This window comes from Ercella succinigenes (genome assembly GCF_900002895.1).
On record NZ_CDHP01000065.1, the window covers coordinates 1 to 24,524 of the forward strand.

Genomic DNA, 24,524 nt, shown 5'->3' on the forward strand with positions numbered 1-24,524 from the left:
GTGACCGTAGCGTTGTCGAATTTAGCTGGAAGAATTGTTTCTGAACGGTTTATTGTGGGTCGATTTTGTGCTAGACTCATGGTAACAGGCGGCCTTTCTTTGGATTTTGTTTTCTTTGCAGTTACATTTTACCAAAGATGCAGCCTGTTTTTATATGTAAAATTATTTTCACCCTATTCAATTGTCAAAGTACTACTAACTCTATGGTTTCCAGCTTTTTGAACTGGCTACCTGCCGATTACAGGTTTAAGTTTTAATTTGAAATCAAAATTAGTTAAAATAAATACACCGCCTGTAAAAAGCAGGCGGTGTGTCTTTTCCAGATAATTCAAATCTATACAAATCTTTTGAACAAAACATTATTTTCAGAATGAACATGCATATACATATCTGCAACTAATGTTTTCAATTTATCATAGACTATTTCATAAGTTGTGCAGGCATCGGCAGGGAGTCTAAAATGATCAGTAAGGTCAGTCAATTTGTGTAAAGCATCTCCGGCACCATCATGCTCTTTTTCCAACTCAGTAATAAGGTCTTTGCAATTTGAGGCATTTGCTTTCAGTTCTGGGAAAAGCAAAATTTCTTCTTTTACCAGATGACTTTCCAGTTCGGTTTTAAGATTGCCAAACAATTTATGAATTTCAAATAATTCTGGATGACTTTCTCCATGAACAAGTAAAATCTTAAACATAAGCTCTGAAAGCAAAGGTAATTCTGTTTTCAGGTAACTATGATGATCGGCTATGATTTTATCAATCAACTGATTGTTTGAAAAATCGGACAATTTAATTTTGCCTGAGTTAACGGATACCAGTTCTGCTTGTTCCATAGCTTTTTCTGCATCACTTATTAATTGATCTATTTTTTTTGTATCTCTTTCTATTGCTTCTTTGACTGTTCTGTTGCCTCCGCAGCAAAAATCAACTCCATAATCCATGTATACACTTACCAGCTCTGGATTATGTGTAACGCTTTCACCTATTGTTTGATATAAATTTAATTTATACATATTTGCCTCCTGCTTTATAATATTGTTCTGTTGTTTTCTGTCTTGATATTAACAGCATCCGGAAGTAAATAATGTGATTTGACTCACAACAATCAACTATTCTGATAGAATAATAACAAAAAATCATATGAGGTAAATAAGAGTGAAGAAGCCTAAATCAGCCAAAAAAATCCTTGTTGTAATAATAATAGTAGTTTTTGTTATAGTAACAGCAATTGCTGGCTACTATTTTTATGGTTTGTATAAAATCAATCAATTGTCCAAAATGACATTTGAGGAAATGATAAATTATACTACCGAAAACAAACCAGATGCCGTAATTTCAGTTGCTATTATAGATAAGGGAGAAATCACTTATAATGCTTATGGTGAAAATGGTATTAAGTTGGATATGGAAGAACGTTATTATGAAATAGGATCTATAAGCAAAACTTTTGCTACATCTTTGCTTGCTAAGGCGATAAGCGAAAACCGGCTTAATCTAGATGACAGTATTGAGATGTATTTGCACTTATCTCATAAAGATGATTATCCCCAAATAAAAAACTTGGTGACACATACTTCCGGCTATAAAGAGTATTATTTTGAAAAAGTGATGATATCAAATTATTTTAATAAAGAAAATCCTTTCAAAGGGATCACTGAAGAAATGGTAATAAAAAGACTGGAAAAAACAGATTTAGGCAATGCTGAATATTCGTTTAAATATTCTAATTTTGGTATGGCAACCTTGGGATTAATTCTTCAAAACATATACGATGAAGAATTCAAATCTTTGATGAATGATTATATATTATATGATTTGAAGCTTAGCGATACAGCTATTTCGGACAAATATGATCATGAAAACAAGTATTGGAAATGGTCAGATGATGATGCCTATATACCTGCGGGTGCAATAATATCCAATATCACTGATATGGCTGGTTATTTGCAAATACAAATGAATGAAGAGCCCGATTATATTTCCATGACTCACAATGCTTTAAGCCAAGTTGCCTATACCAATAGCATTCATGAAAAAATGGGCATACATGTTGATGCTGTCGCTATGGGCTGGATGATTGATAATAAAAACAATATTATCTGGCACAATGGTGGAACTACTAATTATAATTGTTATATTGGATTTGATAAAAACAAACAGACGGGGATTGTTATTTTATCAAATCTGTCACCTGATTATAGAATTCCAGCAACGGTTATGGGCATTGAACTACTTACATCTCTTGTCGATGAGTAGTAAATAGTTTTCTGACTGTAACAATTTAAAGCTAGAGGTGCTATGTTTGTCATGAAAAAAATTATAAATTTTTCTTCAGAGGGCTGCCTTACTTGCGGCAATAGAATGTGTGCCAAAAAGGTTTCACTTTTTTCAAATTTGAACGAGAATCAATTACAGGATATAGTTGGCCTTATCGAGAGAAAACGTTATAAAAAAAGTGAGATCATCATGCGTACTGGTGATGACTACAATAAGCTATATATCGTTAATCATGGCAGTATAAAAGCTGTCACATACAGTGAAGAGGGCAAAGAACAAATCCTTTATATTTTGAATGATGGCGATAGTATAGGGGAGTTGTCTTTGCTGAAAAAAACAACTGCATCTTATGATATTGTAGCGCTTAAAGATTGTTATATATGTACAATTCCCAAACCAAAATTTGATGAGTTTATCAAGAATAATCCAGAAATTATTTTTTCTATCATGGAATCTGCATATGAAAAAATAAATTCTTTGGAGAAATTAGTTGCTGCTATTGCTTCGAATGATGCTGATACAAGACTTCGCTTTCTTATTAACCGTTTGATCGAACAAGCAGGCGAACAAACAGAGATTGGTGTTATAATTAAACTCCAGTTGACTCGTGAAGATATGGCTAATTTTGTTGGTGTTACGAGAGAAACGATCAGTCGCAAATTGACAGCACTATCTGCCGCTGGAGTCATAAAAATAATCAGCAGCAAGCAATTGCTTATTATTGATTCAAACTATTTTGATATCTGAGGATGAAGATTTCTGTGAAAGCATTGCTACCGGAACAATTGTTTTACCTTAATTAGCAGGAGGTTATGTATGAATTGGGATGAATTATTTCAAGCTGACAAAATGCCGTCACCAGAAAATATGAGAGAGTTTATCGGGGCGGCAAGACCTTTATGGGATGAATTGATTTTGCATATTGAGGAAACATATAAAGCAAAATCACAAATTGATTACAGTAATTGTTCTGCTCAGCCAGGCTGGAATATGAAATACAAAAAAAGCGGAAAATCTCTTTGTACTTTGTATCCAATGGATAATTATTTTATTGCCCTGATCGTAGTTGGCAAAAAGGAAGAAACTGAGGTTGAAGCGGCTATTGCTATGGGTGCTTTTAATGATTATGTAAAAAATCTTTATCAAAATACTCCTTTTTCCGCAATGGGCAGATGGTTGATGCTAGAAGTCAAAGACAAATCCGTTTTAAGTGATATAAAAACTCTTATCGGCATAAGAATGAGCAAAAATACGAGGTGAAAATGGATAAAATAAAAGCTGGCAGAAATAAAACTATAGATATTTCTTTGAGTGAAGGTAAGGATTATTTATCGCGCTGCATAAATAGTGAAAATATTTCAGCAGAGAAAGATCTAAGTTATTTCTTAAATAAAACAATCAATGGTGATTTGTTTAAGGTAGCAATGCAAATACCTAAAAAAAGTGTAGATCTGATAATTGCAGATCCACCATATAACTTGAATAAAGATTTTCATGGGAATACCTTTTCCAAAAAAAATTCTCTTGATTATGAGGCATATACTAGAGAATGGATCGATCTGGTTTTACCCTTGCTTAAAGATGACGGTTCTTTATATGTATGCTGTGATTGGGAATCTAGTTTAATTATCGGAAGCGTTCTTATGGAGAAGCTAAAGGTCAGAAACCGGATCACCTGGCAAAGAGAAAAAGGTCGTGGCGCTAAGACTAACTGGAAAAACGGACTTGAAGATATCTGGTATACTACCTTTTCAGATAAATACAAATTTAATCTTGATAATGTGAAAATCAGAAAAAAAGTTATCGCCCCGTATCGAATTGAAGGCAAGCCCAAAGATTGGCTTGAGACCGAAAAAGGAAATTTCAGAGATACTTGTCCGTCAAATTTCTGGGATGATATTACGATTCCTTTTTGGTCAATGCCTGAAAACACTGCTCATCCCACGCAAAAGCCTGAAAAATTACTGGCAAAAATTATTCTGGCAAGCTCAGATGAAGGAGATATTGTTTTTGATCCTTTCCTTGGTTCGGGAACAACCAGTGTTGTTGCCAAAAAGCTAGGCAGAAATTTTATAGGAATCGAAGCAAATCCCCTATATTGCATCTGGGCAGAAAAAAGACTGGAAATGGCAGAAACAGACTCGGAAATTCAAGGTTATGTTGATGGGGTATTCTGGCAAAGAAATACGCTTGATGAACAAAAAAAATAAGTTGTTAGGTAAAAGTTTTATAGGTTAATCGGGGGAGATGTTATGCTTACACTTTATTTTTCGGGAACAGGAAATAGCCAGTATATAGCTAGAAGATTTTCAGAACTAATGCAGTCTGAATGTCATTCAATTGAGGAAAATCTCGATTTTGAAAGTCTTATTTCTAATGAAAGTACCATCGCGGTCTGTTATCCGATATATGGCTCTTGTGTACCTGAAATCATGCGTGATTTTATCAAGCTGAGGAAGTCTTGTTTTACTGGCAAAAAGCTAATTATATTTTGCACTCAGCTATTGTTTTCCGGTGACGGAGCCAGAGTTTTTACCGAACTGTTGACTGATATTAATACTAATATAATTTATGCAGAACATTTTAATATGCCTAACAACATCAGCAATTTATTTATATTTCCTATGGCTAGTCAGAAGAAAATAAAAAAATATATCAAAAAGGCTGATTACAAACTGGAAATCATATGTAGAAACATTAGGAACGGAATTATCAAAAAAAGAGGTTTTAGTGTTTTTTCAAAATATCTTGGTCTGATTGCTCAAAGATTCTATTTCAGAAAATTCGAAACTAAAGCAAAAAAAGATGTAAGGATTAATAATGACTGTAATTTATGCAGCAGGTGTACAAGTATTTGCCCGACCGATAATCTAGAGCTAAAAAGCAATAGAATAATTCAAAAAGAAAAATGTACTCTTTGTTATAGATGTGTTAATATTTGCCCGCAAAAAGCAATTACCGTTTTCCTGCATGCAAAAGTTATCAAGCAATACAAAGGAATAACTGGTCAGATTAAATCTCCTGTTGGCAATAATTGAAAATCTTTCTGCTTCGTTGATTAGGAGCAAAAAGATTTTGAAATGACCTGCAATCCATCAGAAGCAGGGCTTCTGATGGGATTTATCGCAATTTGGCCTGGTCTTGCACTGATAACAGATTTCATTTGTCAATGTATTATCGTTAAAATAATTTTTCAGATTATCTAAGGTTGTTCTGGCTATATTTGCCAAAGCCTCTTGGGTAAGAAATGCCTGATGTGATGTAACTATTACATTGGGCATAGAAATAAGTCTTGCCAGTATGTCATCTTTGATTATGGTACTGGAAAAATCTTCGAAAAAAACTTCAGATTCTTCTTCATATACATCAAGTCCCGCAGCGCCTACTTTACCATCTTTGATAGCATCAATTAAAGCCAGACTGTCGATTAATGCTCCGCGTGATGTATTGATGATCACAACACCATCTTTGGCCTTTTCTAAAGCATGTTTATCAATTATATGATGAGTTTCTTTTGTTAGTGGGCAGTGCAGGGATACTATATCTGATCTGGCAATCAATTCTCCAAAAGAAACATACTCTATATCGGTATCTTTTGCCGGGAAAAGATCATATGCGAGAACTTTCATGCCAAATCCACGGCAGATATCTATAAAAATTCTACCTATTTTACCTGTACCAATAACACCGATTGTTTTGCCATGAAGGTCATAGCCTGTAAGACCATTTAGACTAAAATTAAATTCTCTTGTTCTGTTATAGGCACGATGAGTTTTTCTATTAAGAGTAAGCAGGAGGGCAAGTGCATGTTCTGCAACCGCATAAGGTGAATAAGCAGGAACATGAACTATATGGACTTTTTCAAATGCCGCACTAAAATCGACATTGTTATAGCCTGCACATCTTAATGCCAGTATGGAAATACCATATTCATGTAAAGCTTCAAGTACTGGTTTATCAATTGTGTCATTTACAAAGGCAACTACAGCATCTGCGCCTTGAGCAAGTGCCACAGTATCGGCATTAAGTTTATTTTCAAAATATTTGATCTTAAAATCATATCCTGAAAGTATGCTGTCAAAAGATTCACGATCATATGGTTTTGCATCGTATACAACTATTTTTCTCATAAGAGCCACCTCCTGCGATGTCATGCATTTAAGATAAATTATCAGCTTATCAGATTAGATTATAATCTAATAGCAAAAACATTTAGTTTGCTAAGTTACAGGTTGCAAAATTATTGTTTGTCAAAAGTCTACTGTGACTGACATTTACGTAGAAATTTGTTATTATGTAATGCGATGCATTGTTGAATAATTGAAAGTAATGAGGGATTAAATTGTCACTACATCAGGTAACAAAAACAGAAACTAAACGCCAGCAGGACTATTGCCGGCAGATAAGAGAATTGTCTGGTTCTCACGGACTTAAATCGCCTAAAGGCAATACATATTATATTATGACCTTCGGTTGTCAGCAAAACGAAAACGACAGCGAACGGATGGCTGGTTTATTGGAAAATATGGGCTATACATTGTCTTCTGGATACGAAGATGCTGATTTGGTTTTTTTGAATACATGCAGCGTTAGAGAAAATGCTGATGACAGGTTGTTCGGACATCTTGGCATCTTAAAAAACCTGCGCAGAGATAAACCACATATGCTGGTAGGTATTTGTGGTTGTATGATGACTCAGGATATACATGTTGATAAAATCAGAAAAAGTTATTCCTATGTAGATATGCTTTTTGGTCCTCAGGATATATATAGATTGCCGGAAATATTATGGCATCGTCTTACCGATAGCAGAAGGGTTTATGAAATTGGTTCAGATGATACTCTGGCAGAGGATATTCCGATCGTGCGTGCCAGGAAACATCGTGCACTTGTTTCCATAATGTATGGCTGCAATAATTTCTGTACATATTGCATCGTTCCATATACGCGTGGAAGAGAAAGAAGCAGACAAGCCGATCAGGTTATGCTAGAACTTAAAGAACTTGCAGCCGAGGGTTATAAAGAAGTTATGCTCTTAGGGCAAAATGTTAATTCCTATGGTCAGGATTTGAGAAAAACACAGCCAGATCAACCTGATTTTGCTAAATTAATAGAAATGGCAGCCCAGATTGAAGGATTAAAAAGAATCCGGTTTATGACTTCTCATCCTAAAGATATTTCAGATAAATTGCTTGAAATAATTGGTAAGTACGAAAATATAGAACCGCATCTGCATCTGCCTTTACAGTCCGGCAGCAATCGTATTTTGGCAAAAATGAATCGTCATTATACCAGAGAGCAGTATTTGTCAATTGTTGAAAAAGCTCGTCGTTTAAGGCCTGGAATTACTTTTTCTACAGATTTGATTGTCGGTTTTCCAGGAGAAACGGAAGAAGATTTTGCAGACACACTGGATATTATGGAAAAAGTAAAATTTGATAGTGCTTTTACCTTTATATACAGCCGTCGTACAGGTACACCTGCCGCCAAAATGGAGGAACAGATATCTGATGATGTGATCAAAGAACGTTTTTCCAGATTAACAAAACTGCAATATGAGCATAGTTTGCAGTCCAATAAAAAGCTGGAAGGACAAACTGTAGAGATTCTGTTAGAAGGACGTAGTGAAGGATCTGCGGATATTTTGAGCGGACGTACTGCAGATAACCGCTTGATTAATGTAAGTTATGATAAAGAGGCGTTGCCGCAGAATTATTTGGGTGATGATGGTACAGCAGACGGCAATAAGCTTGAAGGTATGTTGGCACTTGTCAGAATTACCAAGGCAAAAACCTTCTCATTGGAAGGAGAACTGGAGTCAGTACAAGCATGAGTTTAACTTATGAGACAGTAGATCGCAGCAAAATTACACCTATGATGAAACAATATCTCCAGCAAAAAGAGCAATGGCCTGATTGCCTGCTTTTTTTCCGGCTGGGTGATTTTTATGAGTTATTCCTTGACGATGCTGTCACTGCATCACGAGTACTGGAGCTTGCTTTGACAGGACGTGATTGCGGTTTGAATGAAAGAGCACCGATGTGCGGTGTGCCTTATCATGCGGCGGATAATTATATCAGCCGTTTGATTACAAGAGGTTATAAAGTAGCAATCTGCGAACAGGTGGAAGATCCTGCGCAGGCTAAAGGTATCGTAAAAAGAGAAGTAGTACGTGTTGTTACTCCCGGTACTGTAACTGATTCCTCTGCACTTGACGAAAAAAGTAATAATTATATAGTTTCTGTTTATCAGCTTGGGCAGTATTATGGCCTTGCCGCTTGTGATCTGACAACAGGCACCTTTGATGCAACACAAATTATTGTCGGACAGACTCAAGGCAAACTGGCTGATGAGCTTGCCAGATACAGACCAGCGGAAATTGTCTGCCAGCAGCATTTTTCTGATACAGATTTTTGCCGTAATTTTGTAAAGCAAAATAGTATAGCACTTAGCGTCTGCCCAGATGATTATTTTTCTCTGGAAACGGTAAAAACCCATCCGGCTCTTTTGCAGACTGACAATACACCTTCTGAAGCGATCTGGACACAGGCAGCTTCGGCTTTGCTGATGTATCTGCAAGAAACACAAAAAATGCAGATCAGTCATATCAGTCTGATAAGACCTTATGCCATACAGGATTATATGCAGCTTGATGCTATGGCAAGACGTAATCTTGAAATAACCGAAACATGGCGTGACAAGCAGCGTAAAGGCAGTCTGCTTTGGTCAATTGATAAAACAAGAACAAGTATGGGCAGCCGTCTTTTACGTCGCTGGCTGGAGCAGCCGTTAATAAACAGACATGATATTTTATGGCGTTTAAATGCTGTTGAGGAGCTTAAGTCAGCATTTATGCCAAGATCTGAACTGCGGGATATGCTGCAGGGTTTGTATGATCTTGAACGTCTTACAAGCAAAATCGCTTTGGCTACGGTAAATGCGAGAGATTTGTTGTCACTGTCTCAGACATTGGCAAAATTACCTGCTATTCTTGAACTTATAGACCAATGGCAGACTCAGTATTTAACAGAATTAAAAACAAAGCTTAATCCGATGGAACAGTTAAAGAAGATGCTTGAAGATGCTATTGATCCTGATGCTCCTTTATCATTGAAAGAGGGTCACTTAATCCGACCAGGATTTAATAGCGAGGTTGATAGACTTCGGACAGCTGCAGTTGATGGTAAAGACTGGATTATTAATCTTGAAGCTAAAGAAAGAGAGCAAACAGGTATAAAAAACCTCAAAATAAGATATAACCGAGTTTTTGGTTTTTATATTGAGGTTACAAAATCAAATCTTGATCAGGTGCCAGAGCATTATATAAGACGTCAGACTTTAACCAATGCAGAGCGTTATGTTACTACTGAGCTTAAAGACATGGAAGACACTATTCTTGGTGCCGAACAAAAATCAATTGCTCTTGAATATGATATCTTTTGCCAGATAAGGCAACAGGTTGCAGAGCAATTATCCTTGCTGCAGCAAAATGCCAGCGTGCTTGCTCAGCTTGATGTTTTATCGGCATTGGCTGAGCTTGCTGATCGTGGTCAGTATTGCCGACCTGAAATATGCCTGGAAGACGAGTTGGAAATTGTTCAGGGAAGACATCCAGTTGTAGAGAAAACTCTTGATTGCGGGCAGTTTGTACCTAATGATACTTTACTTAATCTGTCCGAGCGTAGAGTTATGATTCTTACAGGCCCCAATATGGCTGGTAAATCAACATATATGCGTCAGGTAGCCTTGATTGTTCTAATGGCTCAGATTGGTAGTTTTGTGCCTGCAGACTCAGCCAAAATAGGGCTTGTAGACAGGATTTTTACCAGAGTGGGGGCTTCTGATGATCTGGCTGGTGGACAGTCAACCTTTATGGTTGAAATGAGTGAAGTTGCACAGATAATGAATCATGCAAGCTCACGAAGTCTGCTTATTCTTGATGAAATCGGACGTGGAACCAGTACATATGATGGTTTGTCTATTGCCTGGGCAGTTATTGAGCAAGTTGCAGATCGTAACCTTTTAGGTTGTCGAACATTATTTGCCACACATTATCATGAACTTACCGATTTGGAAGGTATGCTGCCTGGTGTGTTTAACAGTCATGTAGCTGTTGATGAACAAAATGGGGAAATTGTCTTTTTGCATCAGATCAGGAGCGGCGGTTCTGATCAGAGCTATGGTATAGAAGTTGCCAGATTGGCAGGTGTACCTCAAGAGGTAGTACAACGTGCCTGGGACATTTTGCATCAGCTTGAACAAGAACATGGTGGCAAACAACGTATAAAGATCAAAAAAATGGCAAAACCGATGGAAGGACAGATTGATCTTTTCACCTCGTCAATGGCAATACGTCAGGTTGACGATATTTTAGACCGTCTAAAAACAGTCGATATTCAACAGCTTACGCCTCTTGATGCGCTTAATATGCTCTATGAGCTGCAACAATTGGCGCAAAAAAGCGGAAGGAAACAGCAATGAGTACAATACATCTTCTTGATAATTTTACAGCAAACAGTATTGCTGCTGGTGAAGTAGTAGAAAGACCAAGTTCAGTAGTTAAAGAATTAGTCGAAAATTCTCTAGATGCAGGAGCATCTGTTATAACTGTGGAGATTAAACAAGGTGGTATAAGACTGATAAGAGTTACTGATAACGGAGTCGGTTTGGATGACGAAGATGCGCGTCTGGCTTTTAAAAGACATGCAACAAGTAAAATAACAAAAATTGATGATTTACAGGAATTACATACTATGGGATTTCGCGGAGAAGCCTTGGCAAGTATCTCTGCAGTATCTGAAGTAACTCTGGAAACAAGGCAGCCAGGAGCAGAGCAGGGAATACAGCTAAAGCTGGTTGCCGGAGATATAGTTCAAGAAACTGTCAGCGGTTGTCCTGTTGGTACAACTATCCAAATTGAAAATCTGTTCTTTAATACACCTGCACGTTATAAATTCCTTAAACGAGATCAGACAGAAGCTTCCTATGTGACAGATCTGATCGAAAGATTGTCTCTTGCCAGACCAGATATATCATTTCGTCTTATAAATCAGGAGCAGGAGATTTTACATACACCAGGTAATGATGATCTGATGAGCAGTATTTTTTCCGTATATGGCAAATCAACTGCTCAGTCCTGCCTGCCGGTAAGCTTTGAAGAATCTCCTGTAAGTATAAACGGCTTTGTAACTGCACCTGATGTATCAAGACATAATCGCAACAGACAAAATGTTTTTGTAAATGGCAGACTGATCAAATCACGTATGATTACTGCAGCAATTGATGAAGCCTGTCATACATGGTTTATGAAAAGCCGTTACCCGGCAGTAGTTCTAAAAATCACTCTGCCAGTTCCTCTGGTAGATGTAAATGTTCATCCTCAAAAAATGGAAGTGCGATTCTGGGATGAAAAAAAGATCTTTCATTGTATTTTTCACGCAATCAAACAAGCTCTGATAAATGGCAGTGGTATAGCCGGTGAAGAAGAAAATAAAACTGTTGATACAAATGCTAGTGAGATCAAAAGCAGTATAAGCAGCAGCGAAGAAAATAAAATAGTGCAGGAACATAGTCAGGATAAAGAGAACGAGCAATACTCTCAAATTGAACTTAGTACAGATGAGCCACAAATGCCAAGGCATGAGCAAGTTTATAATAAATCATATGAACAAGCTTCGCAGCAACTGTCAGATCAGGATCGTACGCTAAAATCAGATCAGGAAAAGATTTCAGAGTATGATCAGGATAATGCGTCAAAATCAGATCAGGAAAACAACGAACGTATAGATACTATAATGAGGGCAAGAATAATCGGACAGGCATTCATGACATATCTGATATTAGAATGTGATAATGAGCTTTATCTTGTCGATCAGCATGCAGCTCATGAGCGTATTCTTTATGAAAAGCTAGTCAACCGCAATAAAGAACGAATCAAAAATAATGATAGACAGCCTTTACTAGTTCCCGAAAAAATCCAGGTAACCAGATCAGAGAAACAAAAACTGCTGGATGTCTGTGAAGAAATATTGAATTTAGGCTTTGAGTTTGATGATTTCGGCCCAGAAACCTTGCTATTAAGAAGTGTACCGGCTCAGACAGGCGATCTGATAAAGCCCGGAGCAGCCTTCCGTATCATTATTGATTCGCTGGTAGATAATAATCTCACCAGCCCAGATAGCCTCAATCGTATTTATGAAAACATTGCCTGCAAAGCAGCAGTAAAAGCTCATGACCTATTGCATGAAAGTGAAATGGAAAGACTTTTGAAAGATCTTCAGCAATTGGAAAATCCATACCACTGTCCTCATGGAAGACCTGTCATTGTTAAAATGTCCAAATATGAACTAGAAAAGAAATTCAAAAGGATAGTATAGAATGAATTCAGAAAATAAGGTAATAGTAATTTGTGGTCCAACAGCAAGTGGCAAAACAGCTCTTTCTCTTCAATTAGCTTGTTCTGATTGTTTTAGCCCCAAAGCCGAAATTGTATCAGCTGATTCAATGCAGATTTATAGAGGCTTCGATATTGGTACGGCAAAAGTAAGTTCTGAGGAAAGATCATTGGTAAAACATCATATGATCGACATTTGTGATCCTTCTGAGTATTTCAGTGTTGCACAGTACAAAAAACTTGCAACGGAAATTATTCATGATATTCAAAAAAGAGGAAAACAAGCAATTATTTGCGGTGGAACAGGTCAGTATTTAAGTGCTTTAATAGATGGACTTGAATTTATAGATGTTCCTGTTGATACAGCTTTGAGGGAAAATTTAAATTCTCGAGCTGATCAAATAGGTATGACAAAAATGTTGGCTGAACTGGCAAAGATGGATCCACAGACAGCTGAAAGACTAGCGCCGGCAGATAGAAAACGAATTATAAGAGCTCATGAAGTGATTGCTGCCACAGGATTAACACCAACGGAAATAAACAGAAGATCTCGCTTAAAGGGACCTGATTTTGTTTTCAAAAGTTTTTGCCTTGCACCTGACAGGAAACTTCTGTATGAAAGAATTAATACCAGAGTTATCGAAATGTTTGAAGACGGCTGGATCGAAGAAACAAAAAATTTGCTTAAACAGGGATTGTCCCATGATGCAACTTCGTTGCAGGCAATTGGTTATAGACAAATAATTGAATATTTGCAAGGCCTCAAAACAAAGGAAGATATAATTGCTGAAATTCAACAGGCAACAAGAAGATATGCCAAAAGACAGTTAACTTGGTTTAGAAGAATGGAAGGTCTTAAATGGCTGGAATCGCCAAATTTAAAAGAAATATTAAACTGATTTGTGGTAAAGCAATCAAAAAGTTGATTTTTTTCGCACAAATAACATAATACATATTGATTTAAACGATAAAACTGTTAAAGTTTTAATTACTGTTTTATTTTGTTTGATTACATCAGTTGGAATTGATGGTTAAGTAGTAAAGTATCATCTTTGTGCTTATAATATGGAAGGAATTAAAATCCGGTAAATGAAAAAGTATGTTTTGAAATTCTATGCAATTGGACTTTTTATTTCTTTTATAATAGTCATTGGATTATTTATCACCTTTCGACTTTTGGATACTTTTGTAACAGATGAAATTCAGAGACATTTATTAACCCAAAGTGCCTATATTTCTAAAAGCATAAATTCCGAATTACATATCAAAGCAAAAACTGTAGATAATGTAGCTCACTATATTGAATCTGGCGACAATCTTTTTGATGAAGATATGCATTTTAATTATTTCGAAGAAGCCAGACTATTGAACTATTTAAAAGAAATTCTTTCTAATGACGAAGAATTATCATCATTATATTTGGGCTCTGTAAATAATAAAATGATAAATGCCAGCGGGTGGATTCCACCTGCTGATTTTGATTTAAGAACCAGACCTTGGTATATAAAAGCTAAAAATGAAAACGAATTAATTTTTACAGATATCTATATAAATGCTTCAAATGATAAGTATATTATAACGATCGCCAAACCGGTTTATAATCAGGAATCTGATTTGTTGGGGGTAGTAGGTGCTGATCTGTCTTTAGATACAATAATTGGCATGATAACTAATCATAATGATAATTTCAGTCAGGTTTTCCTTGTCGATTCAAATCAAACCATCATCGAACATTCCGGTTTTTTAGAAGCAAAGCAGATCGATTTAAAAGATGTATCAAGCGAATTTTCCATGGCTTTCAATAATCTGGAAGATAAAATTATTCCTACCAGCATTAATGGTGAGCAAGGTTATGGCTATTTATCGAAAATAGAAGGAACAAATATAATACTAGGAGTATTTATACCTCAAACAGCATATACAACTTATAAAACACAGTGGAATTTGGGTTTAGCAATTGCAATCGCTTTGTTGGCCGCTATGTTTCTTTTGATGCTTAGATTACAAAAGAATTTAGTAATAGAACCTGCTATTAATTTAGAGATGGAAATAAAAAACATATCATTAGTTGATAATTTAAAGTATCGTTTGCCGGAAAAAGAAAATGATCCGTTTGTAGAAAACAGGCGGTCTATAAATACTGTTTTAAGTCAGGCAGAAGATTATTTTTACCAGCTGAAATATAATCAAGAAAAACTAAAAGATTCAAATGAAGAGCTGGTAGCAACTTTGGAACAATTGAAAGCATATGAACAAGAACTTAAACAACAGCAAAAAATATTGCTGGATACGAATAAACAGTTAAAAAGAAGCGAAAAGAGAAATAATGCAATTTTAAACGTATTGCCAGATCTTTTGTTCGTCTATGATTCAAAGGGGAATTTTCTGGATTGTCAAACAAATCATAATGACCAGTTGATTTTTGCCAAAGAAGAGTTCATTGGCAAAAACATTGTTGATATATTACCAAAAGATATTGCTGATGCTGCAATAAAGTGTATTAAAGAAGCCTTGTCTTCAGAAAAAATCGCAAGTTTTGAATACACACTAATGATAAATAATCAGCAAAAATATTTTGAGACCAGAATGGTTTGCAGCGATGATAATCAGGTTTTAGCAATTGTTCGCGATATAACTCTTGAAAAAATTGATAAAGAAAGAATTCTAGAACTAAGCTACAAGGATCATCTAACCGGCCTATATAATCGCAGATATTTTGAAGAAGAACTTTTAAAAATGAACAAACAAGAATTCTTGCCAATGGCATTTATTATGATTGATGTTAACGGATTAAAATTAACAAATGATGCATTTGGCCATCTCTTAGGCGATGAACTTCTAAAAAAAGTCACAGCAAATATTAAGACGTGTTGCTCTGAAGATGGGTTTGCCGCAAGAATTGGTGGCGATGAGTTCATCATAGTTTGTCCAAATTGTAATGAAGCTCAAGCTGAAGAGATTGACGATAAACTTCATCAGAAAATCAATAAAGACAAACTGGAGAATATAGTTATTTCAATTTCATCTGGCTGGGAAATTAGAAACTCCTTAAAGCAAACATTTAGAGAAATTTATACAAAAGCCGAAAATCATATGTTCAGAAAAAAAATTGTCGATAGCCAAAGCATGAGAAACAAAACCATACAAGTAATTATGCAAACATTAAACGAAAAAAATGAACGAGAAAAAATACATTCTGTTCAAGTTAGTGAATGGTCAAGAAAAATTGGAGAAGCGATGTCATTAAACTCGCAAATAATAAAAGAAATTGAAACGGCCGGACTCGTTCACGATATTGGCAAAATTTCCGTTAGAGAAGATGTTTTGAACAAGCCTGGAAAATTAACAATAGAAGAGTATAATGAAATAAAAAAACACTCGGAAAGCGGTTATCAGATACTAAAATCTGTTGACGCATATTCTTCTCTTGCAGAATATGTTTTGGCACATCATGAGAGATATGACGGCAAAGGATACCCAAGAGGTTTAAAAGGGGAAGATATACCCCTGATTGCCAGAATTATCTGTGTCGCAGATGCATTTGAAGCAATGATTTCTGATCGACCATATAGAAAAGGCATGACCTTAGAAATAGCTTTGGAAGAAATAAAAAGATGTTCAGGGACACAATTTGATCCGGAAATAGCTAAAATATTTATCAGTTTATTTGAGTAAAAGACAAAAAGGATTTTGAAATGTTAAATAAACAAGACATCTACGATTTGCTAAATCAAAATAATTTCAATTATGAAGTTTATGATCATACTCCTGCCTATACCATTGAAGAAATGGAGGCTCTTAATCTTCCATATAACGATGAAATTGTAAAGAATCTATTTTTACGCGACGATAAAAAGAAAAATTTTTATCTGATTGTAATGTCAGGACATAAATCACTTAATTTAAAAACAATGGCGGAAAAAATTCCCAGCAGAAAACTAAGCTTTGCTAATGAAAATGAACTTTGGGAATATTTGATGCTGAAAAAAGGTCATGTAACACCATTAGGTATTTTAAATAACAAACAAAAAAATGTAATAGTTGTTTTTGATAAAAACCTGAAAAATCAGCGAATAGGAATTCATCCAATAGAAAATAATGCGACAATATTTATTGATGTTAAAGATGTAATAAGATTAATAGAAAATCATGGGAATGTTGTTTTAATGACCTCTTTTGAATAAAGTGTGATTAAAGGGAATTTGAAAACGAGGTACCGTATATTGAAATTAAAGATTATTAATGATAATTTTGCCATATGCAAATTGGAAAACTTATCGAAAATAGATTTAACAGATGATATCTATTTTATTGGCAAAACTGATGAGGAAATATCACTGGTATGCAGTATAGACCGTATTCCAGCAAATACAATAGAAGTTGATAAAACATGGAAAGCTTTTAGGATTGAAGGCATACTCGATTTTTCGTTAATCGGTATTTTGTCTAAAATTTCTAAGATACTTGCTGATAAAAAAATAGGTATTTTTGCAATATCAACATTCAATACTGATTATATATTGACGAAATCAGAAAATTTTGAATATGCAATTAATGAATTAAAAGATGCAGGATATGAAATAATATAGTAAGCTTAGTAAAGAAAAAATTATTAATTATGAGGTTAGCAAATTGAGTTTAGAGACAGAAAGATTAATATTACGTCCTTGGACAGAAGATGATGCTGATAGCCTTTTCACTTATGCTAAGGATCCGCTAATAGGCCCTATAGCAGGTTGGCCGGTGCATACAAGTGTAGATAATAGTCTTGAAATCATAAAAACTATATTGTCTGCAAGTGAAACTTATGCCGTGTGTTTGAAGAAGGACAACAAAGCAATTGGCAGTATAGGCTTGCTGATTGGCGAAAAAAGCAATATAAATATTTCTGATAATGAAGCTGAAATAGGTTACTGGATAGGTGTTCCATTTTGGGGGAAAGGCATAATTCCAGAAGCTGTAAGAGAACTTATGAGATATGCATTTGTTGATTTAGGAATGATACAATTGTGGTGTGGATATTTTGATGGAAATGAAAAATCCAAAAGAGTTCAAGAAAAGTGTGGTTTTCAGTATCATCATTCTGACAAAAATATTAAGTGGGAATTAATGAATGATATCCGTACTGAACATATCACTGTTATTACCAGATCTCAATGGGAAAAGCAAAACACTGATATTTAGGTTTAATGCTTATGAAAGAAAATCTTATAGCTCCATGTGGTATGAACTGCAGCTTATGTATCGCTTATCAGTTCAAAGAGAATGATTTAAACAAGAAAGGCTTCCACAAAACATATTGTGCAGGCTGTATTCCCAGAGGCAAAAATTGTACTCATATGGCAGACCGGTGTCAGATACTGGGAGAAGGCAAAATCAGATTCTGCTTTGAGTGTAAAAATTATCCCTGTAAACGGTTAAAAGTTCTGGATAAACGCTATCGGACAAAATATCATATGAGCATGATCGAAAATCTTAACTATATTAAAGAAAACGGAACAGAAAATTTTCTGAACAAAGAAAAAGAGAAATGGAGCTGCCCAAAGTGTGGCAGTGCAGTTTGTTGTCATAACGGACTATGTATGAAGTGTGATATCAACATCCTGATTAGCAATAAAAAATATCGCTGGAATGAGCAGGGGAGTCGAGACGAATAATTTAAATTTAAATAAAATTCATAATTGCCTCGTTTACAGCTTCCGGATTATCCAGGTTTGTACCGTGATGTGCATTTTTTATGGTTTTTAGAACAGAATTTTTTATGAGCTTATGCATATAAGGTTGGTGTTTATTTGTCAATGTATCATGATCTCCTATTAAAAGCAAAGTGGGACATTCTACCTTATGCAGATCATTTTTGCTTTCCATTCTTGTCACAGAATTCCAAATACGAATCCAGTTATCTTTAGTAAGCATAGAAAATGCTTCTACCACATAGTTATAAATTTCAGGAGTTATTTTTGAAAGCATTTTTGCCTGGAGCTTACCATTTAGCTTCATAGAAATCAGCTTATTACTGAAGCGGTTAACCGGGACAAATATTTTTTCATATAGATTAAGGGTGTTACTGCAGGGAGTACCAATTAAAATAAGAGATTTTACACGATCAGGGTATTTAATTGCTGTCTGAAGAGAAATATGTCCACCCATTGAAAGTCCACACAAAATAGCTTTTTCAATACTTAAATGATCCATTAGTGCAATGAGATCAGAACAAAAATCTTCAGAATCAACGGCACCTTCCGGTAAACTTGAATAACCATGTCCTCGTACATCCCATGTAACGACTTTGAATTTTTCTTTAAAAAACTCGACCTGTTTTTCCCACTGGATATGATTCCAAGACGCTCCATGAGTAAATATAATTGGGAATCCTTCACCTTTTACTTCATAATATATTTTAGTCTTATTAATTACTAATTCTGACAAAAAAATCACATCCTTACTTAATAGTTTTGCTGAAAATTTGATCAATATAAAAGTTTTGCAATTCTTGTAAAGCTTTCACTATGTATTCAAAAAAATGGTCTTCAATTTCAATGTTTGTTTCAGGAACAAAAGTGTTTTTTATTAATTTTTCCAAAATTTCAATTTTTTCATTTATACTGATTTTTTGAATTGTATAATTATCGTAAGAAAAGATAGCAATTAATAGCATATTTACAGTGTGAGCTTGAATTTCGACCGTCATATCCTCTTTTATCAAATTATTTTCCCTATACATTTGCAAACTGTTCAGAAGACTCTGGAATTTGGCTTTCTGAGATTGTGAAGTGTTTTTGCTATCTAAAAAACGACCTAAAAGCTTATTATCTTTTGTAAATAAAGCTACAATAAGTTCTCGGTCACAACAAGTTTTATATATTAAGGATATCAATCTATCAAAACTAACTAAATCTTTATTATTTTTTACTTCTGTTATTATTTGACTTAAAATCTCTACTGATATTTTATAAAAAAGTGCATGAAACAGCTCGTCCTTACTTTTCCAATGCAAATAAATTGTACCTTTGCCTAATTTAGCAGCAGCCGCAATTTCATCTATCGTACTTTTTGAATAACCATATCTTAATAAGATAGACTCTGATATTTCAAGAATATCAAGAGTCCTTTTTTGATATGTAGTTAAATCTAATTTATCAAAAGGATTCATCATCAAAATCTCTCTCTTATAATTCTTCTATAGTTATAAAACTGTTTTTTAATGACTGTATTTGTAATGTAGTCATTATGTAGTTAAATTTTAATTGTGTCAAGTTTTTTTCCAAACAAAATAACTGACTGTTTTTGTCTTTTTATACATTGAATACATAATTACACCATAGTATTATATAAATGTGATTGACAGTCATATTTATAATTTTGAGATAAAATTTATTGGTAAGCAATCAGGAGACATTTTATGACCGCTAAGCAAAAAGAAAAAAGTGCTGCAACCAAGAAAAGAATTATGGATAGTGCCGAGGAACTGTTCTGCCAAAAAGGTTTTGAAAAGACTCCTGTTTGGGAAATAGTTCAATCTGCGGGAGTGGCTCAGGGAACATTTTATCTCTATTTTGAGACAAAAGAAGATGTATTAAAGGAAATTGCTGAGAGGACTTTTACCGATTTTAATTTGTATATCGATAGACTGGATACGGAAAACCCTACTCTTGAAGATATAGATAAAATTATAGATCCCTTGATTGTATTTATAAAAAAAAATCCGAATATTATGAAACTTTTTCATGATGCAAACATAATGAGGACACTTGAATTCAAAGAAGATTTCGCACATTTATGGTTTTCCATGAATACTATTGAAAAATGGTTGGAAAAAGCAGCTGCAAAAGGGATTATTAAACCGAAACCACCAAAGTTATATGCAGGAATTCTTTTTCAACTTACCCATGAAATTTTAGAAAAAGCAATTTTATATGATTTTCCAGATAATGTTGATGCTGTGAAAGAAGAGGTTAAGCAAATTATTAAGGATATATTAACCTAGATTTAATAGTGTATTCAGTTTTTCAATTATATGATTGCAGTTGATTTAGCAAATTATGCTAAGCAAACTTAAGGGATTATTTTCCTTAAGCATATTTGCTTTGCGTTAAAACAAGTGGAGGTAAGATTGTGTTCAAAAAAATATCTGAAGTAATAATTAAAAAATATAAACTGATTTTACTCATAAGCACCATAATTTTTATTTTTTCAATATTAATGGCTATGAAAGTTGGTATGGATTCCAGCATGGAAGGTATGTTGCCTGAAGATAGCAAAAGTCTACAGGCAAGTAGTGAATTTGAGGAATATTTCGAATCACAAGATAATGTTTTATTGGTAGTGCAAGGCGAGGAAAAAGAATGCGAAGATTTCTTGCAGGAAATAGAAAAAGAATTAAAAACCAAAGACATTATTAGCAGTATTTTGTATAAAGTAGATATGTCTGAAATCGAAGAATATCTTCATTTATATATAGACAAAAATTATTATAAAGAATTAGATACAGAAATAAATAATCAAAACAGTTCTTTGTCAAAGCTATTGGCAAAAAAAGATTTTATAAGTTTGTCAGAATTGTTTTTGCAAAGATTTGAGCAATTACCGGAAATGAAAAAAGAGGATTTTTTGAATGGGTTTGCCAAACTTATTGTTTTACCTGCGGAGCTTTCAGAAAAAGAGATGGAGCAATTGTTTTCTGTAATGCTTTTTGGTTATGTTGAGTCTGAAAAAGATAATACAGGCTATATAGTATCAGAAACCGGAGATACATATCTGATGATTATTAAGCCTAATATAAATTCAGATGACTATGTAAAAGACAGGGATTTGTTTTTTAACATACTGGAAGATAGTATTTTACAGGTGAAAGATCAGAGTATGTATGCGCTGAATGTAGGTTATACGGGCGGTGCTTTTGTACAAGATTACGAAGCAGATAAAACTATGTTTGATGGTTTTTTATCTACTGCTTCAATCACATTTATTTTAATAATTGCATTTATAGTATTGTCTTTTAGAAGATTAATTCTACCTTTATCGGCAGGATATCCACTATTACTGGGAGCAGCCTTATCCACAGCTTTTGCATGGTTGGTATACCAGAATCTAAATATGTTCTCAATAAGTTTTGCTATCTTGTTGCTAGGACTAGGCATAGATTTTGGGGTACATATAATATCAAGATATCTGGAGGAAAGGGAAGGAGGGCTTGATGTTTCATCTGCAGTATCTACAACCGTTAGAAAAACCAGTTCGGGCATATTCGTAGCAGCCATAACTACTGCAATAGTCTTCTTTACTTTTCTGACAGCAAAGTTTACTGCATTTACACAAATGGGAGTGATATCCGGTGCAGGAATAATTCTTTTATGTATAACAATGATATTCATTATGCCTTCAATTATTTTGCTTTTTGATTTGAAAAACAGTTCAAAAAAACAAATAAAAAGTTCATGTTATCAATTCTTAAAGCCTGTTGCCAAAATTATTGAAAAAAAACCTCTGATAATTATTGTCTTATTTATAGTTGCTGCTATTTTTTTAGCAGGTAATGTTCTAAATACAAAAATTAAAACAGACATATCCGAAATATATCCCAAAGACATGGAATGTTTATACTGGCTTGACATTGTAGAAGAAGAATTTGAATTCAACCCTACTACGCTTGTCTTTATGGTAGACAATATTGATGAGTTGGAAAAGGTATCTCAACAATTAAGTAGTAGAGATGATATCAGACAGTTAGATTCAATTCTAAATTATATGCCCGAAGATCAGGATTATAAAATTTCTGTTCTGCAAAAATTTAATAATGCACTTAGACAAAAGCCTCAAGAAAATGAAGCTGATTCTAAAGCACAAATGGTTTATGCTTTGAATGGCTTAATTGAAACACTTGCGGAAAAAGGAATTGATGAATCCGTAGAAGGCTATGAATTGATGAAAAAAACAATAACAGAAATTATGACTACTGAAAGCAAAGAAAATATCGGGGCTTTCGGTGAAATAGATATTGAAAAACTTTTTTTGGACGAAGAAAAACTCACTTATGATAAATTGCCCAAAGATATAAGGACAAATTATGTAGGTAAGCAAGGAAAACTTAGTATTGAAGTTATTCCAGATGTAAATATCTGGGACAATGAAAACTACAAAAATATAACTGATGCTATATATGAGACATCAGGAAGAACACCTGTAGGTCTGCCTGCAATCATGAATGAAGTTACAGAATATGCCAAAAATGATATTGTAAGAATTAGTCTTTTTTGCCTGGGAGCCTTATTTGTTATTCTACTTATTATGTTCAAAAGAGTTAGAGATGCAATAACGCTGTTAATACCACTTGTTTTGATGATATACATGACATTAGGTATCGCACCAATAATTCTTGGGGATGATCTTAATATATTTAGTATAGTTGCTTTCCCGATATTGGTAGGAATAGGAATTGACAGTGGTGTTCACTTGCTTCATAGGATAAAAAATACTGAAGATAAAGATTTGCCACATATACTGGCTCATACAGGCAAGGCAGTTGTCATGACCACAATAACAACATTAATAGGTTTTGGCAGCTTATATTTCATAAATCATCCTGGTCTTTCAAGTTTCGGTCTTGTAACCATTATTGGTATGGTTTTATGCTTGACTCTGACATTGACTCTGATTCCAGCATTATATTCACTCTTTAACAAAAAACAAACCTCTGATAAAGAGTGTTATTCAAAGTGAAAATAAACCTATCTTCCAGAATATACGATTCTTAGGATTGTTTAATTATACTAATCTGTGATTAATAAATTAAAGGAGGTTTGTTGAAATGTACAGACCCAATAATCAATCAAGAAATAACAGAGAAATTAAACTACAAGATGTATTCTTAAACTATTGTCGTCGAGAGAAAATTACAGTGGTAGTACAATTACTGGATAATTCTTCAAAAAAGGGACAGATTATAGGATTTGACAGCACTTCTATAATTATGCAAGAAAATGCCAGACAGCATCTTGTATATAAAAGCGCAGCTGTAGCAATCAATCCATTATCGGAGGTTAATTATATTTTCAATGAATCTTACAAACACGATATAATCGCAGAAACAAATGATCTAAATATCTGTCCTGAATATGCCACAGACTTTTCCTAATATTCTGCAATCAGGACGATCGAAAGGTATGGGGTTATAGGCTGGATTTTGCGGCATAAGAACTATTTTACCGTCCTTATTTACCAAAGTCTTTACTGTAGCCTCATCTCCAACTAAAGCCACTATAATATCGCCATTATTGGCGGTATTCTGTTTCCTCACAATAACTATATCTCCATCGAGAATAGCAGCTTCAATCATACTGTCTCCGCGAACTTTCAAGGCAAAAACTTCATCACGGTCAGAAAAATAATCAGCTGGAAAGGGAAGTGTTCTTTCTATATTTTCATGAGCAAGAATTGGAGCCCCGGCAGTAACCTGACCAAGCAAAGGCATTTGTTTTACTCTTGATTGTTCATTGTCAGGGATAGTAATTGCACGTCTTTTACCAGAAGAATATTCAATTCTCCCAGACTGCTGCAGTCTTTTCAAATGACTGTGTATAGTGGAGGTTGATTTTATACCCACTCCTGCACAAATATCTCTAACAGCAGGCGGATAACCATTATCGTTAATATAATCTACTATAAAATTATATACTCTATCTACTGTCTGATCGACATTTGCTCTGGTAAAATGATAAGTAGACATAAAAACCTCCAGCTAAATCTTTTAATACAACTACTCAAATACTAGCAAATGCCCCCTTGTTTGTCAAACTTTTGTTCGGTATAGAGGTTGAAAAAAGCAACTATTGTATATAATTCGTATGGACATTTGA

23 protein-coding genes are annotated in these 24,524 nt (G+C 34.5%); 18 read left to right on the forward strand and 5 right to left on the reverse strand.

The features are described 5' to 3' along the window. A partial coding sequence (locus AC0KSB_RS13755; RefSeq protein WP_472310269.1) for a hypothetical protein occupies positions 1-222 on the forward strand: 222 nt, incomplete at its 5' end. A 112-nt stretch (positions 223-334) separates the two neighbouring features. On the opposite strand, the gene ric is transcribed toward AC0KSB_RS13755, so the two are convergent. Next, on the reverse strand, positions 335-1,012 hold the full coding sequence (gene ric / locus AC0KSB_RS13760; RefSeq protein ID WP_472310271.1) for an iron-sulfur cluster repair di-iron protein: 678 nt from the start codon (positions 1,010-1,012) through the stop codon (positions 335-337). Positions 1,013-1,154: 142 nt separating this feature from the next. Here ric and AC0KSB_RS13765 point away from each other — a divergent pair, with 142 nt between their 5' ends. The 5 genes from AC0KSB_RS13765 to AC0KSB_RS13785 all read left to right on the forward strand — a co-directional run bounded on the left by AC0KSB_RS13765 (position 1,155) and on the right by AC0KSB_RS13785 (position 5,314). After that, complete coding sequence (locus AC0KSB_RS13765) at positions 1,155-2,255, forward strand: serine hydrolase domain-containing protein (RefSeq protein WP_472310273.1); 1,101 nt, start codon at positions 1,155-1,157, stop codon at positions 2,253-2,255. Between the two features lie 51 nt (positions 2,256-2,306). After that, positions 2,307-3,023, forward strand: a complete 717-nt coding sequence (locus tag AC0KSB_RS13770; RefSeq protein ID WP_472310275.1) for a Crp/Fnr family transcriptional regulator — start codon at positions 2,307-2,309, stop codon at positions 3,021-3,023. Between the two features lie 69 nt (positions 3,024-3,092). Beyond that, positions 3,093-3,536 carry a DUF3788 domain-containing protein gene (locus AC0KSB_RS13775; RefSeq protein ID WP_472310277.1) on the forward strand — a complete coding sequence of 148 codons (444 nt, stop codon included), beginning with the start codon at positions 3,093-3,095 and terminating at the stop codon, positions 3,534-3,536. Between the two features lie 2 nt (positions 3,537-3,538). Beyond that, entirely contained in the window at positions 3,539-4,486 is a 948-nt protein-coding gene (locus AC0KSB_RS13780; protein WP_472310279.1) for a DNA-methyltransferase, read from the forward strand. Positions 4,487-4,528: 42 nt separating this feature from the next. Then, the gene (locus tag AC0KSB_RS13785; protein ID WP_472310281.1) at positions 4,529-5,314 is read left to right on the forward strand and encodes an EFR1 family ferrodoxin; all 786 of its coding nucleotides are present in this window, start codon (positions 4,529-4,531) and stop codon (positions 5,312-5,314) included. Positions 5,315-5,371: 57 nt separating this feature from the next. On the opposite strand, the gene AC0KSB_RS13790 is transcribed toward AC0KSB_RS13785, so the two are convergent. Next, complete coding sequence (locus AC0KSB_RS13790; RefSeq protein ID WP_472310283.1) at positions 5,372-6,406, reverse strand: 2-hydroxyacid dehydrogenase; 1,035 nt, start codon at positions 6,404-6,406, stop codon at positions 5,372-5,374. A 212-nt stretch (positions 6,407-6,618) separates the two neighbouring features. Between AC0KSB_RS13790 and miaB the strand changes: the two genes are divergently transcribed. The 9 genes from miaB to AC0KSB_RS13835 all read left to right on the forward strand — a co-directional run bounded on the left by miaB (position 6,619) and on the right by AC0KSB_RS13835 (position 18,326). Next, positions 6,619-8,109 carry a tRNA (N6-isopentenyl adenosine(37)-C2)-methylthiotransferase MiaB gene (gene miaB, locus AC0KSB_RS13795; protein WP_472310285.1) on the forward strand — a complete coding sequence of 497 codons (1,491 nt, stop codon included), beginning with the start codon at positions 6,619-6,621 and terminating at the stop codon, positions 8,107-8,109. Further along, positions 8,106-10,757 (forward strand): DNA mismatch repair protein MutS, encoded by a 2,652-nt coding sequence (gene mutS, locus AC0KSB_RS13800; protein WP_472310287.1) that lies wholly within the window; start codon positions 8,106-8,108, stop codon positions 10,755-10,757. The genes miaB and mutS overlap by 4 nt, the downstream gene beginning before the upstream one ends. Beyond that, entirely contained in the window at positions 10,754-12,652 is a 1,899-nt protein-coding gene (mutL, locus tag AC0KSB_RS13805; RefSeq protein WP_472310289.1) for a DNA mismatch repair endonuclease MutL, read from the forward strand. Before mutS ends, mutL begins: the two co-directional genes overlap by 4 nt. Position 12,653: 1 nt before the next feature. Then, a complete protein-coding gene (miaA, locus tag AC0KSB_RS13810; protein WP_472310291.1) occupies positions 12,654-13,568 on the forward strand; it encodes a tRNA (adenosine(37)-N6)-dimethylallyltransferase MiaA in 915 nt (304 codons plus the stop codon). Between the two features lie 190 nt (positions 13,569-13,758). After that, positions 13,759-16,344: an HD domain-containing phosphohydrolase gene (locus AC0KSB_RS13815; protein WP_472310293.1), complete on the forward strand. Its 2,586-nt coding sequence runs from the start codon at positions 13,759-13,761 to the stop codon at positions 16,342-16,344. A gap of 20 nt (positions 16,345-16,364) precedes the next feature. Then, positions 16,365-16,853 carry a prolyl-tRNA synthetase associated domain-containing protein gene (locus AC0KSB_RS13820; RefSeq protein WP_472310295.1) on the forward strand — a complete coding sequence of 163 codons (489 nt, stop codon included), beginning with the start codon at positions 16,365-16,367 and terminating at the stop codon, positions 16,851-16,853. A 39-nt stretch (positions 16,854-16,892) separates the two neighbouring features. Continuing rightward, positions 16,893-17,258: an ACT domain-containing protein gene (locus AC0KSB_RS13825; RefSeq protein WP_472310297.1), complete on the forward strand. Its 366-nt coding sequence runs from the start codon at positions 16,893-16,895 to the stop codon at positions 17,256-17,258. A gap of 43 nt (positions 17,259-17,301) precedes the next feature. Further along, positions 17,302-17,853, forward strand: coding sequence for a GNAT family N-acetyltransferase (locus AC0KSB_RS13830; RefSeq protein WP_472310299.1), 552 nt, complete (start codon positions 17,302-17,304; stop codon positions 17,851-17,853). 11 nt (positions 17,854-17,864) lie between these two features. After that, positions 17,865-18,326 (forward strand): DUF3795 domain-containing protein, encoded by a 462-nt coding sequence (locus AC0KSB_RS13835; protein ID WP_472310301.1) that lies wholly within the window; start codon positions 17,865-17,867, stop codon positions 18,324-18,326. Between the two features lie 7 nt (positions 18,327-18,333). Here the strand turns inward: AC0KSB_RS13835 and AC0KSB_RS13840 are convergent, their stop codons facing one another. Beyond that, positions 18,334-19,098, reverse strand: a complete 765-nt coding sequence (locus AC0KSB_RS13840; RefSeq protein WP_472310303.1) for an alpha/beta fold hydrolase — start codon at positions 19,096-19,098, stop codon at positions 18,334-18,336. Positions 19,099-19,111: 13 nt separating this feature from the next. Beyond that, the gene (locus AC0KSB_RS13845; protein WP_472310305.1) at positions 19,112-19,825 is read right to left on the reverse strand and encodes a TetR/AcrR family transcriptional regulator; all 714 of its coding nucleotides are present in this window, start codon (positions 19,823-19,825) and stop codon (positions 19,112-19,114) included. A 246-nt stretch (positions 19,826-20,071) separates the two neighbouring features. On the opposite strand from AC0KSB_RS13845, the gene AC0KSB_RS13850 reads away from it, so the two are divergent. The 3 genes from AC0KSB_RS13850 (at position 20,072) to AC0KSB_RS13860 (ending at position 23,803) form a co-directional block, all read left to right on the forward strand. Further along, on the forward strand, positions 20,072-20,656 hold the full coding sequence (locus tag AC0KSB_RS13850) for a TetR/AcrR family transcriptional regulator (RefSeq protein WP_472310307.1): 585 nt from the start codon (positions 20,072-20,074) through the stop codon (positions 20,654-20,656). A gap of 128 nt (positions 20,657-20,784) precedes the next feature. Next, positions 20,785-23,388 (forward strand): efflux RND transporter permease subunit, encoded by a 2,604-nt coding sequence (locus AC0KSB_RS13855; RefSeq protein ID WP_472310309.1) that lies wholly within the window; start codon positions 20,785-20,787, stop codon positions 23,386-23,388. Positions 23,389-23,476: 88 nt separating this feature from the next. Beyond that, entirely contained in the window at positions 23,477-23,803 is a 327-nt protein-coding gene (locus AC0KSB_RS13860) for an RNA chaperone Hfq (protein WP_472310311.1), read from the forward strand. Here the strand turns inward: AC0KSB_RS13860 and lexA are convergent. After that, entirely contained in the window at positions 23,765-24,394 is a 630-nt protein-coding gene (gene lexA / locus AC0KSB_RS13865; protein ID WP_472310313.1) for a transcriptional repressor LexA, read from the reverse strand. The two genes, AC0KSB_RS13860 and lexA, sit on opposite strands and share 39 nt — an antisense overlap. Positions 24,395-24,524 lie beyond the last annotated feature (130 nt).